The 17293-nt window shown below is 57.7% G+C and carries 15 protein-coding genes and 1 pseudogene; 11 read left to right on the forward strand and 5 right to left on the reverse strand.

What is annotated here, in order from left to right; genetic code table 11:
• Positions 1-57: 57 nt before the first annotated feature.
• Entirely contained in the window at positions 58-387 is a 330-nt protein-coding gene (locus EDC30_RS12560; protein WP_132259210.1) for a hypothetical protein, read from the reverse strand.
• Positions 384-1157, reverse strand: a complete 774-nt coding sequence (locus EDC30_RS12565) for an endonuclease III domain-containing protein (RefSeq protein ID WP_132259182.1) — start codon at positions 1155-1157, stop codon at positions 384-386. The genes EDC30_RS12560 and EDC30_RS12565 overlap by 4 nt, the downstream gene beginning before the upstream one ends.
• 332 nt (positions 1158-1489) lie before the next feature.
• On the opposite strand from EDC30_RS12565, the gene EDC30_RS12570 reads away from it, so the two are divergent.
• Positions 1490-2962 carry an ATPase domain-containing protein gene (locus EDC30_RS12570; RefSeq protein ID WP_132259183.1) on the forward strand — a complete coding sequence of 491 codons (1473 nt, stop codon included), beginning with the start codon at positions 1490-1492 and terminating at the stop codon, positions 2960-2962.
• 15 nt (positions 2963-2977) lie between these two features.
• Positions 2978-4633, forward strand: coding sequence for a response regulator (locus tag EDC30_RS12575; RefSeq protein WP_132259184.1), 1656 nt, complete (start codon positions 2978-2980; stop codon positions 4631-4633).
• A gap of 111 nt (positions 4634-4744) precedes the next feature.
• Here the strand turns inward: EDC30_RS12575 and EDC30_RS12580 are convergent, their stop codons facing one another.
• A complete protein-coding gene (locus tag EDC30_RS12580) occupies positions 4745-5347 on the reverse strand; it encodes a Crp/Fnr family transcriptional regulator (RefSeq protein WP_165973815.1) in 603 nt (200 codons plus the stop codon).
• A 416-nt stretch (positions 5348-5763) separates the two neighbouring features.
• On the opposite strand from EDC30_RS12580, the gene EDC30_RS12585 reads away from it, so the two are divergent.
• On the forward strand, positions 5764-6000 hold the full coding sequence (locus EDC30_RS12585) for a Rossmann-fold NAD(P)-binding domain-containing protein (RefSeq protein WP_341539868.1): 237 nt from the start codon (positions 5764-5766) through the stop codon (positions 5998-6000).
• 236 nt (positions 6001-6236) lie between these two features.
• Here the strand turns inward: EDC30_RS12585 and EDC30_RS12590 are convergent, their stop codons facing one another.
• Together EDC30_RS12590 and EDC30_RS12595 are read right to left on the reverse strand one after the other, a co-directional pair.
• Positions 6237-7037 carry an EAL domain-containing protein gene (locus EDC30_RS12590; protein WP_132259186.1) on the reverse strand — a complete coding sequence of 267 codons (801 nt, stop codon included), beginning with the start codon at positions 7035-7037 and terminating at the stop codon, positions 6237-6239.
• 310 nt (positions 7038-7347) lie between these two features.
• Positions 7348-9111 carry a glutamine--tRNA ligase/YqeY domain fusion protein gene (locus EDC30_RS12595; protein ID WP_132259187.1) on the reverse strand — a complete coding sequence of 588 codons (1764 nt, stop codon included), beginning with the start codon at positions 9109-9111 and terminating at the stop codon, positions 7348-7350.
• Between the two features lie 301 nt (positions 9112-9412).
• Between EDC30_RS12595 and EDC30_RS12600 the strand changes: the two genes are divergently transcribed.
• The 8 genes and pseudogenes from EDC30_RS12600 to EDC30_RS12635 form a co-directional block, all read left to right on the forward strand.
• On the forward strand, positions 9413-9622 hold the full coding sequence (locus tag EDC30_RS12600; protein ID WP_165973816.1) for a hypothetical protein: 210 nt from the start codon (positions 9413-9415) through the stop codon (positions 9620-9622).
• A 147-nt stretch (positions 9623-9769) separates the two neighbouring features.
• On the forward strand, positions 9770-10813 hold the full coding sequence (locus EDC30_RS12605; protein ID WP_132259189.1) for a carbonic anhydrase: 1044 nt from the start codon (positions 9770-9772) through the stop codon (positions 10811-10813).
• 233 nt (positions 10814-11046) lie between these two features.
• Complete coding sequence (locus EDC30_RS12610; protein WP_165973817.1) at positions 11047-12294, forward strand: ABC transporter substrate-binding protein; 1248 nt, start codon at positions 11047-11049, stop codon at positions 12292-12294.
• Positions 12295-12444: 150 nt separating this feature from the next.
• Positions 12445-13206: a glycerophosphodiester phosphodiesterase gene (ugpQ, locus tag EDC30_RS12615; RefSeq protein WP_132259191.1), complete on the forward strand. Its 762-nt coding sequence runs from the start codon at positions 12445-12447 to the stop codon at positions 13204-13206.
• Positions 13207-13312: 106 nt separating this feature from the next.
• On the forward strand, positions 13313-15940 hold the full coding sequence (gene alaS / locus EDC30_RS12620; protein WP_132259192.1) for an alanine--tRNA ligase: 2628 nt from the start codon (positions 13313-13315) through the stop codon (positions 15938-15940).
• A 56-nt stretch (positions 15941-15996) separates the two neighbouring features.
• Positions 15997-16542, forward strand: coding sequence for an NUDIX domain-containing protein (locus EDC30_RS12625; protein ID WP_243656765.1), 546 nt, complete (start codon positions 15997-15999; stop codon positions 16540-16542).
• A 114-nt stretch (positions 16543-16656) separates the two neighbouring features.
• Positions 16657-16884: a sulfurtransferase TusA family protein gene (locus EDC30_RS12630; RefSeq protein WP_132259193.1), complete on the forward strand. Its 228-nt coding sequence runs from the start codon at positions 16657-16659 to the stop codon at positions 16882-16884.
• Between the two features lie 242 nt (positions 16885-17126).
• Positions 17127-17293: pseudogene (locus tag EDC30_RS12635) on the forward strand (electron transfer flavoprotein subunit beta/FixA family protein); the annotation flags it as partial.

Consider the following 17293-nt stretch of genomic DNA (forward strand, 5'->3'; position numbering starts at 1 on the left):
TGCCGCAGCCATTGCGCCGATGAGTTCCTCCCCGAAGTTTTCGCTGCGTTATTTCCCTTATTCCTCGCTTACTTGCTCGTACCATTTCGCATAGGGAGTGTTTTTCACCAGATGACGGTTGTAGTCTTTCGCGCCGTCGTCCCACCATACCGGGCCCCGTTCGCCAAGGCCAATCTTGGCGGCGTTCACCGCAGCCCGCGCCTTGGCCAAACGTTCGGAATCTTGTGCAAGCATGGCCGAACGGACTTCGCGGCGTGCCGCCATGAGGTCGCGGGTCAGGGCTTCCCGTTCGGCTTCAGGTAGATGCGGATTGCTGGCGCGCCAGAGGCGGCCCCGCACCACAATATAGCGGTCGTCGGGCGTGCGATAAGTCTGCTGGCTGGTCATGGCGCTGACGAGATATTCCGGTGTGCGGCCGCATAAGGGCGTGTCGTCCGCGCTTGTCCATACGGGCACAAGTCGAGCAATACGCAGCGATCGCATTGCGGCATTCGCCATGTGCAGATTTCCTTACCATGGCGCATGATGACCTGATGGTTGTCGTACACCTGCTCAGCGTCCCAGGCTTCCGGTAATTGTCTTTCCAGCACCTGGTGCGCCGGCCCCACCGCGAGATTCGCGGGAATCAATCCAAGCCGCGCCGCGACCCGATGATGGTGGCTATCCACCGGCAAGGCGCGTCCGCGCAGCGTGCTGAACGACACCACCGCCGCGCTCGTCTTCGGGCCCACGCCCGGCAAGCTCTCCAGCCAGGCGCGCGCTTCGCTCACCGATTTATCGCGCAAGAAATCCAGCGATAGCTGTCCATTGCAGCGCGTCGTCAATTCCTTTAACACTGCCTGGATGCGGGGCGCCTTTTGCTCCGGCCAGGTGCAGGCTGCAATCGCCTGTTCGACTTCGGCAACTGGCGCATCGCGCACTGCCGCCCAGTCGGCAAAGCGAGCGCACAAATTACGGTATGCATGAGCGGAATCACGATTGCGCGTTCGGTGCGACAGCAAGGACGAGATCAGCTCGCCAAGCGGATCGAGTTGGTGAAAGTACGCGCTCGGACAGCCATACTCGCTGCATAGCCGCCGATGGACTTCCAGGACTTTGTCTTCGATGGAAAGTGACGAAGAAGATGGCTCGAACAAGTCGAGGTTTTGCTGGTGCATGGACATGTCATCAAGGTGGCGGCCTTACCGGAGGCTGATCTTGATGAGATGCGAGCCGGCACGCTTTGTTCAAGCAAAGAGGCGTTGGCGCTTGTCAGGTTGCAGTTGCTTCATTCTTGTTTTCTGTGATCGGTCTTCGTCGTGAGCTGTGTTTGGGCATGAAAGCAAGCTTGTTTGCTTTTTATTGAAGCATCAGTGTTTTGTTCATAGTCAACTAAAGAACTAGTTAGCTGATTTTGGCATCTATCTTGCGAAGAAATAAGCTGCGCATATTTATAGCTGCACGTAATCAATTCTTAAATCAACGCAAGAGACATCGCAAAGGACCCAAGTTGGAAGAGATTCAAAAGCTGAAAACCGGTATCCCGGAACTGGACGTCGTCTTGCGCGGTGGATTACCCCTCAACCGTCTTCATTTGATTGAAGGAAAGCCAGGCACTGGGAAGACAACCATTGCACTGCGTTTTCTGATCGAAGGTGCCAAGCAAGACGACAAGTGTTTATACATCGCGCTCTCCGAAACCGAGCGTGAACTGCGGGCGACGGCAGCAAGTCATAACTGGCGGCTCGATGGCATCGATATCTGCGAGATCGTGCCGGTAGAAGCCAACCTGGATGACCAGCAAAGTGTGCTGTTTCCATCCGAAGTGGAGCTCGGCAAAACCATCCGGCTGATCACCGACTGTATCGAAAAACACAATCCTGCCCGCATCGTGATCGATTCAGTGTCGGAAATCCGGCTGCTGGCGGAAGATCCGATGGCCTATCGCCGGCAAATCATCGCGCTGAAGTTATTCCTGCTGCAGCGTCATGCCACCGTCTTGATGCTTGATGACTTGACCGCCGAGCCGCGTGGATTTGATTTGGAAAGTACGGTGCATGGCGTGATCTTGCTGGAGCAGCGCGAGCGCGCCTTCGGTTCCGTCCGCCGCAGCATGCGTGTCATCAAAATGCGCGGCGCCGATTTCCAAAGCGGCTGGCATGACTTTGCCATCATCAAAGAAGAAATATTGGTGTTCCCGAGTCTGATCGCGGACGAGCATCACAAGAAGTTCAACCAAGAGCCCATCAGCAGCAATGTCCCGGAGCTGGATGAATTGCTCGGCGGCGGCCTGGGACGCGGAAATTCCGTCCTGGTCCTCGGGCCCTCGGGCGTCGGCAAATCGTCGCTGGCGCTGCAATATGCCAATGCCGTTGCTAAGCGCAACGAGCGCACAGCTTACTTTTCATTCGATGAATCGTCCGAAACCTTGCTGGAGCGCGCCTCCGGCCTGTCCATGTCGATTTCGGATGCGATCAAGCGTGATTTCGTCTACTGGGAGCGCATCAACCCCTCCCGCATCTCTCCCGGCGAATTCATCTGGAAAGTACGGCGGCAGGTGGAAGACAACGGCGTCACCATCGTCGTAATCGACAGCCTGAATTCGTACCTGGAGACCATGCACGAAGAACAGGCCTTGATGCTGCAGATGCATGAACTGCTTTCGTATCTGAGCAACATGGGTGTACTGGCGCTCATCATCGTCGGCCAGAGCGGCGTTCTGGAAGATGTGCGGGATCCGATGGATGTGTCGTTCATCACCGATACCGTGATCCTGTTGCGCTTCTATGAAGCCGATGGCGAAGTCCATAAAGCCATTTCGGTCGTGAAAAAGCGCCCAGGCCGGCATGAATCGACGATCCGCGAATTCATGCTGGCTGACACAGGCGTTCGTGTCGGGCCGCGTTTGCGCGATTTCGAAGGCGTGCTGAGCGGCACGCCGCGATTTATCGGTACTGCAGCGCGTGATAACAACAGCGAATGACGCCGCCCCAAGGCTATGAGTAACCCGCTCGTCTCCCTGGAGAATGCTCTCATACTGGTTCTCGCTTCGTTCGGGCGGGATGCGCAAACCTTGGCGCAGACCATCGAGCGTACCGGCGCGAAAGCCCGGATTTGCAATTCCGGCAAAGAGCTGTGCAAGGCATTCGACGAGGTGGCAGCGGCGATTCTCGTGACGGAAGAAGCGCTGGTCGCCGTCACTGATATGCTCAATGGCTGTCTGCAGGCGCAGCCGACATGGTCCGATGTGCCGATCATTATTTTAAGCGGCGGGCGTGGAAAATTTGGCTCATCGGCGCGCTGGCAATTCTTTCGTCAGTTCGGCAATGTCACGGTGTTAAGCCGACCCATGTCCGGCGAAGCGCTCATGATTGCACTGGAGGCGGCCTGCCGCGCGCGCGCCTGGCAGTATGTCGTGCGCGACCAGATGCACAAGCTGGAAGCGCACAATGTCGATCTCGAACAAAAGGTGCGCGAGCGCACGCAAGCCTTGCAAAGCGAGAGCGAGGAACGCAAGCGCATCGAAAGCGCCTTGAATGAAGCACGACGGCTAGAGGCCATCGGCCGGCTCGCAGGCGGAGTCGCGCATGATTTCAATAATCTATTGCAGGTGATTAGCGGCGCTTGCAACCTGCTGCCATATGTCAAAAACGACCCGGAACGTACCAAGAGTCTCACCGACACCATCCAACGCGCGACGCAACGCGGCAGCAAGCTGACGCAGCAATTGCTGGCGGTCGGACGCCGCCAGGTGCTCTCCACCGAGGCGCTGGATGTGGGCGGCCACATCATGGAGATGAAAGAGTTGCTTCAGCAAGCTCTGCGCGAAAGAATCACGCTGGACCTGCACCTGCAAGCCGATCTGTGGCATGCGCACGCGGATGTGACGCAACTGGAAGTGGCGCTCCTTAATCTCATGATCAACGCCAAAGATGTGCTGTCCGCCGGCGGCACCGTCACGCTTGCGGCACGCAATATCCACCTGCCGACGCCGCAGCTCTCCGAAGCTGCCGACCTGGAGGGCGATTTCGTCTGGCTCAGCGTCACTGACGATGGGCCCGGCATGCCGCCGGATGTCGCTGCGCAGGCCTTCGAGCCGTTTTTTACCACCAAGCGCATCGGCGAAGGCAGCGGCCTGGGCTTAAGCCAGGTATATGGCTTTGCCAAGCAATCGGGTGGCACGGCATGGATCAGAACCGGCGCATACGGCACCTCGGTGTCGTTCGTGCTACCGCGCGGGAACGGCCGCAATTCTGCTGACGAAGAACGGAGAAGCCATGCCGGCGACAACACCAGCCGCCTGCAAGGTTTGCGCGTGCTATGCGTCGAAGATGATGAAGGAGTGGCGGACTTGGCGGTGTCATTGCTGGCTTCGCTCGGCTGCGCAACGCATCTGGCGCACAATGCCGATGAGGCATTGCAAGTGAACCTGAATGCCTACGACCTGGTGTTTTCGGATGTGCAAATGCCGGGTTCGATGGATGGCGTCGAACTCGCCAGAGAGATCGCAAGGCGCAGGCCGGGCATGCCGATTCTCTTGGCCAGCGGATATGTCGTCGCGCCGGAACGCCTGCGCACTTTGCAGGTGAAATTCATTACCAAGCCCTACTCACGGGATGAATTGGCAATGGCGATGCTGGAGTGTCTCGACTAGAAGAGGGTGGCAACCGTTTGCGCGACGACTATTTCTGGAATTGGGATTGAAAAGTCCAGCAGATTCGCCAGTTGGACAGGCGGCTCTTGTGACATCAAAGAATTTCAAGCCTCAGCCGAGCGCCTTTCCCAGCACGCGTTCAAACTGTTTTCTGACAGCGCCATAACATTCGCAAACGGTCGCTTCCAACCCCGCTCGGTCGAGGACGGTGACAACGCCGCGTTTGTAATCAAGCAGCCCGGCTTGCTGGAAGCGCTTGGCGATCAGGGAAACGCTTGGCCGGTGGACTCCCAGCATGTCGGCCATGAATTCCTGGCTAAGTTGAAATTGGTTGCCTTGCACGCGATCATGGCTGATCAGGATCCATCGCGCATATCTCTCTTCCGTGGAATGCAAGCGATTGCAAGCCACTGATTGCGACACATGGCTTAAATACGCCTGCAGAAAACGAAAACAGATGCGGCGCAGTTCCTTATGCACTTCGATAGCTTCACTGAACCTGGCGGCCGGCATGCGAAGACTGTCGCCAGGAATCTGGCAGATGGTCGTCTCGGTGGCGTACTTGCTGCCAGTAAGGACGTCGATGGTCGACATGCCTTCATTGCCGATCGTGCCCACTTCCACTGCCGCGCCATCCTCCATGATGGCCAAGACGGAATGGCCGCCAGAAAGCGGGAAATAGACGTGCTGGATTTCGTTGCCTCGTTCATGCAAGACCGTGTGTGCCAGCGTTGGGAAAAACTCGAGGTGGGATCTGATCGCCTGATATTCGTCCTCAGGCAGAGATGAAAGAAGGAAATTTGAGCATGTCGCGACAGTGGCGGGGACGGACATTGTTCGCATTCCTTTCATTATTCTTATGCCGATTTATCAATATGACTCATTCAACTGCGTACGAAAAATTTTGTGTCGAAAATGACTGTCGCGATTCTACTTACAGCAAAGGCGCATTAGGCAAAGATCAATGAGACTATCTGAGGGTATTCGAGAATACATGGAGCCAGAAAGCTGAAATGATGAACAGTCAGACATTCGCGTCACCCTCAAACAATGCACCAAAATCGGCCAAGCGGACCGTAGCCATCGCCGGCGCTACCGGTCTTGTCGGCCGCGAGATTCTCCGAGGCCTTTTGGCTGATGATTCTGTCGTGGCGATTCATGCGCTTGGCCGGCGTCCGTTGAGCGTGCGGCATCCCAAGCTGATCTCGCAAGTGGTCGATTTCACTGCGCTGCCTGCGTTGCCGCCGGTTGACGAGGTCTATCTCGCGCTTGGCACGACGATCAAGGTGGCCGGCAGCCAGGTAGCATTCCGCGCAGTGGATTTTGATGCCAGTCTTGCGGTGGCCCGTGCCGCTGGCGCAAGGTAAAGAAGTGCTGTTGTCTGGGGCAATGCAATCCAGATAAGGTCAATATTCTGATCTCCCGGGAGCCAATGGGGAATATCAGTGGCTTCCGGGATGTGGCTTAGGAGTTCTGGCTTCGATCTCTGGATTCTGGATATAAGAGCCCAGCAGATTCGCCAGTCTGGTAAGCGCCTCTTGTCAACCAGGATGGCAAATCATGTCATCCCGCCTGACTATTTGCATTGTTGATGCAATAGACACTATTCCCAGGCGTGCTCGGGAATGTCGCCTAAAGCCTTGAATGCGGGTTTGCAGAAAAAATATCCCTGCATGAGCTTGATGCCGATGCTTTGCAAATACAGCTTTTCTTCTCTTGTTTCGATACCCTCGGCCACGAGACGAATATTGAGCATATCGCTCATGAGAACGATCCCCTTGACGATGGCCTGCCGGGCAGGGTTGGTATCGATATTTCTGATCAGGTCCATATCGAGCTTCAATATGGTCGGTTGGAATTCGCTTAGCAAATTGAGTCCGGAATACCCGGCTCCAAAATCATCGATAGCGGTATGGAAGCCCAAGCTGGCATATTTTTTAAAGATGTTTAGCAGGTGTGCCCGGTCTAGCACTTGTTCGCTTTCCACTACCTCAAAGATAATTCGATCATGAGGGAAATTATGATCCCGCGCAGCTTTCAACGTGCTCTGGATACAGGCTTCCGGTTGATAGACGGCATTTGGCAGGAAATTGATCGATAAGAAAGTCGTCATCCCTAAGCGCGCGGCCGAGGCAACCGCCTTGACCCGGCAAGCCTGATCGAACTGGTAACGATTTTTATCGTGGACTTGAGCTAATACGGATTGCGCAGACTCGCCATTCGGACCTCGGACCAAGGCTTCATGCGCGAAGATCGTTCGGTTTTCCAGGTCGACGATAGGTTGAAAGGCGAACTCGAAGTCGAATCCGAGAGGTTGTTCGTTGTTGCAGCCAGTGCATCCTGGCTTTTGCTTCTGAGCCGTTACGTCGGCTTGCGCCAGATTGAAGCTGCCTTCCGGTAGCATGTGAATTTCCTTGTTCGTAAGGTGAATATATCAAAGAAACAATTTGCGTCATCTGGAGGTTGCTGAATTGTTTCTTCAGTACGCCCAGGGCGGCGTATGTCTCCGTGATTATGTCAGGCATTGACATATTATCAGGCAGAGCTGGCTGCCGGCTTTTGTCAGACCGGCAGCCGCACGCTAGTGATGAGTAGATAGGCAATGAGGCCCGTTTTCTGCCGCCGTGGCGGCAGGGTTCGCCGTTGTCGAATCAGGTGGCGGATAGCAGATTAAATTGAACAGCAGGAATGGCAATGCGGCTGCCGCAGAGCGGTTACTTGCTTCCCCAACTATCCTTCAACGTCACCACCCGATTAAACACCGGCTTGCCCGGCGTCGAATCTACGCGATCCGCCACAAAGTAGCCATGCCGCTCGAACTGGAACTTCTCGTCCGGCAGCGCGGCCTTCATGCCCTGTTCCAGGTAAGCGGTAATCACTTCCTTCGCGTTCGGGTTCAGCGCCTGTTTGAAATCCTTGCCGCCGGCGTCCGGGTTCGGGTCCGCAAAGAGCCGGTCGTACAGGCGCACTTCAGCTTCCAGCGCATGCGTGCTGCTGACCCAATGGATATTGCCCTTGACCTTGTAGTTGGCGCTGCCTTCCGTGCCTGATTTACTGTCCGGGAAGTAGTTGCAATGCACGGCGATGACCTTGCCGTTTTCATCCTTGTCGCAGCCGGTGCATTCCACCACGTAGCCATAACGCAGGCGCACCTTATTGCCGGGGAAGAGGCGGAAGTAACCCTTGCTCGGCACTTCCATGAAGTCTTCTTCCTCGATCCATAATTCCTTGGTGATGGGGAAGGTGCGGTGGCCGCGCTCGGGGAAGTGCGGGTGCACGGGCGCCGTGCATTCCACCGACAGTTCATCGGGGAAGTTGTCGATGATGAGCTTCAGCGGGCGCAGCACGGCCACGCCACGCGGGGCTTTTTCATCGAGATCGTCGCGCAATGCGCCTTCCAGCACGCCCATGTCGATCCAGCTATCGGCCTTGGAAACGCCGATACGCTCGCAGAACAACTGGATCGATTCCGGCGTAAAGCCGCGGCGACGGAGACCCACGATGGTGGGCATGCGCGGATCGTCCCAGCCGTCGACAATCTTCTCCTCAACCATCTGCAAGAGCTTGCGCTTGCTGGTGACGGCGTAGGTCAGGTTCAGGCGCGCGAATTCGATCTGCTGCGGCAGCGGATGCTTGAAGAAGCCGCCTTCGGCTGCGCGCTCCAGCACCCAGTCGTAGAAGGGACGGTGGTCCTGGAATTCCAGCGTGCACAGCGAATGCGAGACGTATTCGATCGCGTCTTCCAGCGGGTGGGCGTAGTCGTACATCGGGTAGATGCACCACTTGTCGCCGGTGTTGTGGTGATGCGCGTGGCGGATGCGGTAGATGGCCGGGTCGCGCATGTTCATGTTGGGCGAAGCCATGTCGATCTTGGCGCGCAGGATGTGTTCGCCATCCTTGAATTCGCCCGCCTTCATGCGGCGGAACAGGTCGAGCGATTCTGCCGTCGGACGGTCGCGGAAGGGCGAGTTCTTGCCCGGCTCGCCAAAGTTGCCGCGGTTTTTCGCCATGTCTTCGGCGGACTGGCTGTCCACGTAGGCGTGGCCGGCGCTGATCAGGTATTCGGCGATTTCGTAGAACTTGTCGAAGTAGTTACTGGCGTAATACAGGTGCTCGCGGCCATCGTGCGTCCAGCCAAAGCCCAGCCATTTCACGCTGTCGAGGATGGTGTCGACGTATTCCTGTTCTTCCTTGGTCGGATTGGTGTCGTCGAAGCGCATGTGGCAGCGGCCGCCGAAATCGCGCGCCAGGCCGAAGTCGACGCAGATCGCCTTGGCGTGGCCGATGTGCAGGTAGCCGTTCGGCTCGGGCGGAAAGCGCGTGACGACCGGCGGCAGCGGGTGGCCGAGATGATCAGTTCGGTTGGTGTACTTGCCGGAGGCGAGATCGGCTTCGATGAGGCCTTTGAGGAAGTTCGACGAGGGCGCGTTGGCTTCGGCGGCTGCGGCCTTATTGCCGTTTGGTTTGGCGTTGCTCATTTGAAATTGATTGCTGGACCGATAATGTGTGAGTTAAACGACATTTTACCGTAGGGTGCTGGTATTCAGGCTGAACGAGCCGGAAAAGCTAAGGAAGTTGAGATTTGCGCTGATGGTGGGGTTTTGTTAAGGAAAGAAGGTTGATAAGTCTCAATTAACGCTACATGGGCTTCGATGAATAATTGTCAACACTAAATTTTTTGCGATTTGGATATGCGCTGGTCTGCATCTTCGGCTTTAGCCAGCTCCACACCAAGGCGGCAATAAAAAGGAAGAGACGACAATGTTGATCGAGTGTGAAGTGCCTGAATCCATTCCGGGAATCGTTTCCCCGGCTGGTCCGATCGATTACGCTCCCGCGGGTGCTCGGCAAAGCCGGGGTGAATGGAAATACTCCCTCGGCGGATTGGTCGTGCTGGCGATAGCCATGATGTTGCTGGTTTTGCTGGCCGATGAAGCCATGGAAGGCGGCGTGGTGGCAGGTTTGCTGAGTGCGCTGGGCCTGGCGTGAGCGGTAGCGGGCTTCCATTATTTTTCATTGATTGATATTTGGGCACTTCGCCGACTTGTTGTCAGCATTGTCACTGAGAGGTGTCCGATTCAAGTTCGGCCGGGATGCGCCGTAAAAGAGGAAAGTCTTGCCTCTTTTAGGACCTTCATGCGACTCCGATTTTTTGCCCTGGCCGGCATGCTGCTGTTGTCTTCCGCTCGCGGCGCGGACCAGTCCATTCAATTGCCCAGCCCGGCGGCGCCCGTCAAGAACGCTGCCGAGCTCAAGGAGCGCATTGCCGGCGCTAACGCCAATGCGAAGCTGGATCAACAAGCTAAGCCCGCAACTCCGGCCAAGCCGACCGATCGTTACAGCAAGGCCGCGCTCGAAAGCGAAGAGGACGATATCCAGGCGCTGGCCGAGCGTATTTCGACCCGATTGGCCAACCTGCGCAAGGAGCGCGAATCGCGCCCGCCGGCACCGCGCAAAAAGCCGGCGCCCGCTGTGGCCAAGGCTGCCGCGCATGATGAGCTGATCGCCCACACCTGGACATATGAAGGCGCGGGCGGACCGTCGCAATGGGGCAGCATGAATCCGGCCTGGGCAACCTGCGCCAATGGCACGCGCCAGTCGCCGATCGATATCCGCGATGGATTCCGCGTCAACCTCGACCCGGTGCAGTTCGACTACAAGCCGACGCGCTTCAGCGTGCTGGACAATGGCCACACGGTGCAGGTCAATCTCGGGCTGGGCAATACCATCACGCTGACAGGCCGCACTTATGAGCTGACCCAATTCCATTTCCATCTGCCTTCCGAGGAGCGCATCAACGGCAAGGGCTATCCGATGGTGCTGCACCTGGTGCACAAGGATGCCGCAGGCCGGCTGGCGGTGGTGGCGTTGCTTGTAGAAGAGGGCGAGCCGAACGAAGTGGTGCAGCATGTGTGGAACAACCTGCCGCTGGAAAAGAACGATGCGCAGATCGCGACCATGCCGCTCGAACCGGCCAAGCTTTTGCCGGAGCGGCGCGACTATTACACCTACATGGGATCGCTGACCACGCCGCCCTGCACCGAAGGCGTGTTGTGGATCGTGATGAAGGAGCCGATTCGTCTGTCGAGCCAGCAGATCGCGATCTTCGCCCGGCTGTATCCGATGAATGCCCGGCCGATCCAGGCGCTGGCAGGACGCCGGATCAAGGAATCGAACTGAAGTGATTTCTTGGCGTGTCAAATGCAGCCATAGCGGGTGGCTATCCAAGTGCACGGCCCAGATTCCAGTCCATTTCAACAGCAAAATGACAGATGCTAGGGCTTTTTGTCGTTTTTTATGAAAAATTCGCCGGCAAATCCAAAAAAATTGGATTTAGGCAATTTGCTGTGGAAAAATGGACTACACTTTTGGTTCTGCGTACCAAAGCAACGGATAACTACAAAGGATTCTCCATGACCATGAGACAGCTGCTGTTGAGCCTTGGCGTTCTGACCGCCTCCATTGCCCCCGCTTTCGCCCAGACTACCGCGCCCATCAAGATCGGCATGAACTGCACCTATGACGGCGGCTCGTCCGAAATGGGCATCAGCGTGCGCGCGGCATTGCGCATCGCCGTCAAGGAAATCAATGACGTGGGTGGCGTCGGCGGCCGCAAGATCGAGCTGATCGAGCGCGACGACAAGGCCAAGCCGGATGTCGGTGTGGCAGTGGCGGAAGACCTAGTCAACAAGGAAAAAGTGGTTGCCACCATCGGCTACTGCAACTCCGGCGTGGCGGCGAAAGCCATCGAGGTGTATCAAAAGGCCAAGGTGCCGCTGATTATCCCCGTGGCGACCGGCACGGCTATCACCAAGAAATACGCCAGCGAGCCGGAAAACTATATCTTCCGCGTGGCGATGCCGGATGAAAAACAGGTGGCGTTCATCCTGCATGATCTGGTCGAGAAGCGTGGCTTGTCCAAGATTGCCGTATTCGCTGACGACACCGGCTACGGCGAAGGCGGCCTGAAAGACGTCGAGCGCCTGCTGCAAGCCAATCACAATGCCAAGCCGGTCTTCGTTTCGCGTTTCAAGCAAGGCACGCCTGATCTCTCCGCGCAATTGAAGGATGCTCGCGCTGCCGGCGCCAACGCGGTGTTCGTCTATGCACTCGGCCCCGATATGGCAACCGTGTCGAAGAGCCGCGCCGCCATCGGCTGGAATGTCCAGCAGACCGGCCCGTGGACCGTCGCTTTCCGTAACCATATCGATGTCGCCGGCGCTGCTGCTGACGGCGCCGTCATGCCGCAGACCTTCATTCAGGATGGCGTGATGAACGAGCGCAGCACCTCGCTGGTGCTGCAGTATGTCAAGCAGAACAATGTGAAGAACATTCCCTGCGTGATGTGCGCGGCGCAGGCGTATGACTCGATGTTCATTCTCCTGAACGCCATGTTCCAGGCCCAGGACCTGACCGGCCCGCAGATTCGCGAAGCGCTGGAAAATCTCCAGCAACGCGTCACTGGCGTGGTCGGCATCTATAACAAGCCGTTCACCAAGGAAGACCACGAAGCGCTGGATGGCTCGATCCTGGTGCTGGGTCAGGTCAAGAACGGCCTGGTGCAATATGCCTACGCAGGTGACGCCAAGCGTTCGATCCTGGCTTCGCGTACCAAGGCACAGCCGAAGAGGGCTATTGTCCCGGTGGCGGCAACCAAGTAATCGTCACTTCGCACTACCTGTGCGATAAAGTCGCAGCAGGTGTTGCAGCAAAAAGTGTTGCAGCAAAACAAGCGCCTGGCCCAGCCAGGCGTTTTGTTTTGTCAGGCGTGATAGTCTGGCAATCAATCCGAACCTTCGCTAATTCTTGTCATGTGGCCTTATCCTCGCGTCCTGGCGCATCGCGGCGGCGGCACGCTCGCTCCGGAAAACACGATCGCAGCCATGCGTTGCGGCTTGGCCCATGGTTTTCGCGCCGTGGAATTCGATGTCATGCTTGCTGCAGACGGCGTGCCGGTGGTGGTCCATGATCCGGAGCTTGGGCGCACCGTCGCCGGCCAGGGCAGGGTGCCTGACTTCACTGCGGCCGAGCTGGCGGGCATGGATGCCGGCAGCTGGTTCGGTACGGAGTTTGCCGGCGAGCCGGTGCCGCGCTACGAGGAAGTGTTCCGTTTTTGCCTGACGCACCGCATCTGGATGAACGTCGAAATCAAGCCGGCGCCCGGTTTCGAGGCTGCTACAGGCCGCAAGGTCGCGGCGTTGACGGCGCAATGGCTGCGCGAGCCGGCGGCCTTGCAGGCGCTCTCATCCGGCTGGCAAGCGCCGCTATTGTCATCGTTTTCCCATGAAGCCTTGCTGGCGGCGCGGGCGCAGTCGCCGGAACTGAAATACGCCTGCCTGTTCGACACCATCCCCGCCAACTGGCGCGATTTGCTGCAGCAAGTCGATGCACAAGCCCTCCACACCAATCATTGCAACCTGACCCCGGCGCTGGCGGCAGAGATCAAGCGCGCCGGCTATGGCCTGTTTTGCTATACGGTGAATGATCCGGCAATTGCGCGCACGATCCTGGACTGGGGCGTGGATGCATTCTGCACCGATCGCATTGATTTGATTGGCGCGGACACCAGGTAATGTAGCCGTTTAATTGGCAGGGTGTTAATGCATGCCGGCTCGGAAAGCCAGGGGTAATCACGTATAATCAACGGTTTGCATCGTCTCCGCTTTTTTAGCCGACAACATGAAATCATCCGAAATCCGCGAAAAGTTCCTCAAGTTTTTTGAATCGAAGGGCCACACCATCGTGGCTTCCAGCCCGGTGGTGCCCGGCGACGACCCGACCCTGCTGTTCACCAACGCCGGCATGAACCAGTTCAAGGATGTGTTCCTCGGCTTCGACAAGCGGCCTTATACCCGCGCGACCTCGTCGCAGAAGTGCATCCGCGCCGGCGGCAAGCACAACGACCTGGAAAACGTCGGCTACACCGCGCGCCACCACACCTTCTTCGAAATGCTGGGCAACTTCAGCTTCGGCGATTATTTCAAGGAAGATGCGATCTCCTTTGCCTGGGAATTGCTGACCGAAGTGTTCAAGCTGCCCAAGGAAAAGCTGTGGGTGACTGTCTACGCGGAAGACGATGAGGCTTACGAAATCTGGAACAAGAAGGTCGGCGTGCCAGCCGAGCGCATCGTCCGTATCGGCGACAACAAGGGCGCGCGCTACGCCTCGGACAACTTCTGGATGATGGGCGACACCGGCCCTTGCGGTCCCTGCACTGAAATCTTCTACGACCACGGCCCGGAAATCCCCGGCGGTCCCCCGGGCTCGCCCGATGAAGACGGCGACCGTTACATCGAAATCTGGAATAACGTGTTCATGCAGTTCAACCGCGACGAAGCGGGCGTGATGCACAAGCTGCCCAAGCCGTCGGTGGATACCGGCATGGGCCTGGAGCGTATTACCGCCGTGCTGCAGCACGTGCACTCGAACTACGAGATTGATACCTTCGTGAATCTGCTGGCTGCGGCCAAGAAAGTGGTGGATGGCGCCGGCGCAGGAGACTGCGACCAGGACTCGCCTTCGCTGAAGGTGATTGCCGACCATATCCGCGCCTGCACCTTTACCGTGGTCGACGGCGTCATTCCGAGCAATGCCGGGCGCGGCTACGTGCTGCGCCGGATTGCCCGCCGCGCGATCCGCCACGGTTATAAGCTCGGCGCGCGCAAGCCTTTCTTCCATGCGCTGGTGCCTGCGCTGGTCAAGGAAATGGGCGAAGCCTATCCGGAACTTCGCCAGAATGAACAGCGCGCCACGGAAGTGCTGAAGCAGGAAGAGGAAGCCTTCTTCCGCACCATCGCCAACGGCATGGAAATCCTGGAAAAGGCCCTGTCCGGCGGCGCCAAGCAAGTCGATGGCGAAACCGCCTTCAAGCTGCATGACACTTACGGCTTCCCGGTCGACCTGACCGCGGATGTGTGCCGCGAGCGCGGCGTGACGGTGGACGAGGCAGGCTTCAATGCCTTGCTGGACGAGCAGCGCCAGCGCGCCCGCGAAGCCGGCAAGTTCAAGATGGCGCAAGGCCTGGAATATTCCGGCAGCCCGACCACTTTCCACGGCTACGACAAGCTGATCCATGAAACGGCGAAAGTCACGGCAATCTATGTCGAGGGCACGAAGGTCGATGAAGCCCGTTCCGGCGACGATGCCGTGATCGTGCTCGACCATACACCGTTTTATGCGGAATCCGGCGGCCAGGTCGGTGACACGGGTGAGCTGCGCAATGCCGCGGCACGCTTCATCGTTGAAGATACGATCAAGATCCAGGCCGACGTATTCGGCCACCACGGCAGCATCGCCGAAGGTTCGATCAAGGTCGGCGATACCATCATTGCCAAGGTCGACGCCGAGAAGCGCGCCAGGACCATGCGCAACCACAGCGCCACGCACTTGCTGCACAAGGCGCTGCGCGAAGTGCTGGGCGCGCACGTGCAGCAGAAGGGTTCGCTGGTCAATGCCGAGCGCACCCGTTTCGACTTCGCTCACAACGGCCCGATGACCGCCGAGCAGATCCGCAAGGTGGAAGCCATCGTCAATGCCGAGATCCTCGCCAACCAGGCAACCCAGGCACGCGTGATGGGCATCGACGATGCGCAGAAGTCCGGCGCCATGATGCTGTTCGGCGAGAAGTACGGCGATGAAGTGCGCGTGCTCGACATCGGTTCCTCGCGCGAACTGTGCGGCGGCACTCACGTGGCCCGCACCGGCGATATCGGCCTGTTCAAGATCGTGGCCGAAAGCGGCGTGGCTGCCGGCGTGCGCCGCGTCGAAGCCATCACCGGCGACAATGCGCTGGCTTACCTGCAATCGCTGGAAACCACCGTTAGCCAGGCTGCCGGCGCGCTCAAGGCATCGCCGTCGGAGCTGAATGCGCGCATCGGCGGCGTGCTGGAGCAGGTTCGTGCGCTGGAAAAGGAACTGGCGACCGTCAAGGGCAAGCTGGCTTCCGCCCAGGGCGACGAGCTGCTGGCGCAGGCGGTGGATGTGAAGGGCATCAAGGTGCTGGCGGCGACCCTGGAAGGCGCCGATGCCAAGACTCTGCGCGACACCATGGACAAGCTGAAAGACAAGCTGAAGAGCGCGGCCATCGTGCTGGCGGCAGTGGATGGCGGCAAAGTGCAGCTGGCTGCCGGCGTCACTGCCGACAACACCGGCAAGGTCAAGGCGGGAGAACTGGTCAACTTCGTCGCCCAGCAGGTGGGCGGCAAGGGCGGCGGCAAGCCCGACATGGCGATGGCCGGCGGCACCGATCCGTCCGGTCTGCCGAAGGCCCTGCAGGGTGTCGGCGCCTGGGTGGCAGAGCGCCTGTAACAACGGCTTGCCATAATAACTCTACTCAGGGCTGAGAAGGCCAGGAAGGCGCGGCGATGAACGAGATGGATAATGCTTACCGATATTGTCCCAAGTGCGCCGCGCCGCTGGTCACAGCCGAACTGGGCGAACGCCCGCGTCTGACTTGTCCAACCGGGCACTGGACGCACTGGGATAACCCTTTGCCCGTGCTGGCAGCGTTGGTCGAATACGACAGCCATATCCTGCTGGCGCGCAATGCCGCTTGGCCGGAAAAGGCCTTTTCGCTCATCACCGGTTTCATGGAACGTGACGAAACGCCCGAGCAGGGCGTGGCGCGCGAACTGAAGGAAGAAACCAACCTCGATGCCCAAAGCACTACGTTGATCGGCGTGTATGAGTTCATGCGCAAGAACGAGCTCATCATTGCCTATCACGTCAAGGCAAGTGGCGACATCCGGCTTTCGGAAGAATTGCTGGAATATCGCCTGATCGCTCCAGAAAAGCTTCGTGCCTGGCGTACCGCCACGGGGTACGCGATGGTTGATTGGCTACGCAGCCGTGGCCTGGAACCGGAAATTATCGATTGGCCCGGTACGACCCCTCAGTCGGCAGTGACTTGAAGTATGCCGACGAAACTGCCAATGTTTCCAAATGGTAAATTTTGTTGCGTCGCACTAACAGCAAATGTTTTGGGGTAGAATCCCTGAACATCTTGCTATTGGTGCAAAGTCAAAATGGAATTTCAAAAAGAGCTCGATGCACGCGGTCTGAATTGCCCGCTGCCGATCCTGAAAACGAAGAAAGCCCTGGCTGAAATGCGCAGCGGAGAAGTCTTGCGCGTCGTGGCGACCGATCCTGGTTCGGTGCGGGATTTTCAGGCGTTTGCCCGCCAAACGGGCAACCAGTTGCTGGATCAGTTCACGGAAGAAAAAGAATTTATTTTCTACATGAAGCGTAAGTAATTCTTGCTGATGGCTTGAGGCTGGAGCAAGAACACTGTCAAGCGCGGCTGCGGCCGCGCTTTTTCTTTTTATTTTCAAAAAAAGCGCGATTGCCCCTTTTCTTAATACGTAGATATGAGTATTCTTATGCCTAATAAAAGAACGATCGTGCTAAAAATTCTCGTAAATGCAAGTACGTGGTGGGAAGCTCTTATAATCGCCCTAATCAATTTTCATCAATTCGATACTCAAAAGGCAAAGCTATGAAAGTCCTGGTTCCAGTCAAGCGTGTGGTGGATTACAACGTGAAGGTACGGGTCAAGTCCGACCAGTCGGGCGTTGAACTGGCCAACGTCAAGATGTCGATGAACCCGTTCGATGAAATCGCCATGGAAGAAGCCACGCGTCTGAAGGAAGCCGGCAAGGCGAC

This window comes from Paucimonas lemoignei (assembly GCF_004342585.1).
Classification (GTDB): domain Bacteria; phylum Pseudomonadota; class Gammaproteobacteria; order Burkholderiales; family Burkholderiaceae_D; genus Paucimonas; species Paucimonas lemoignei.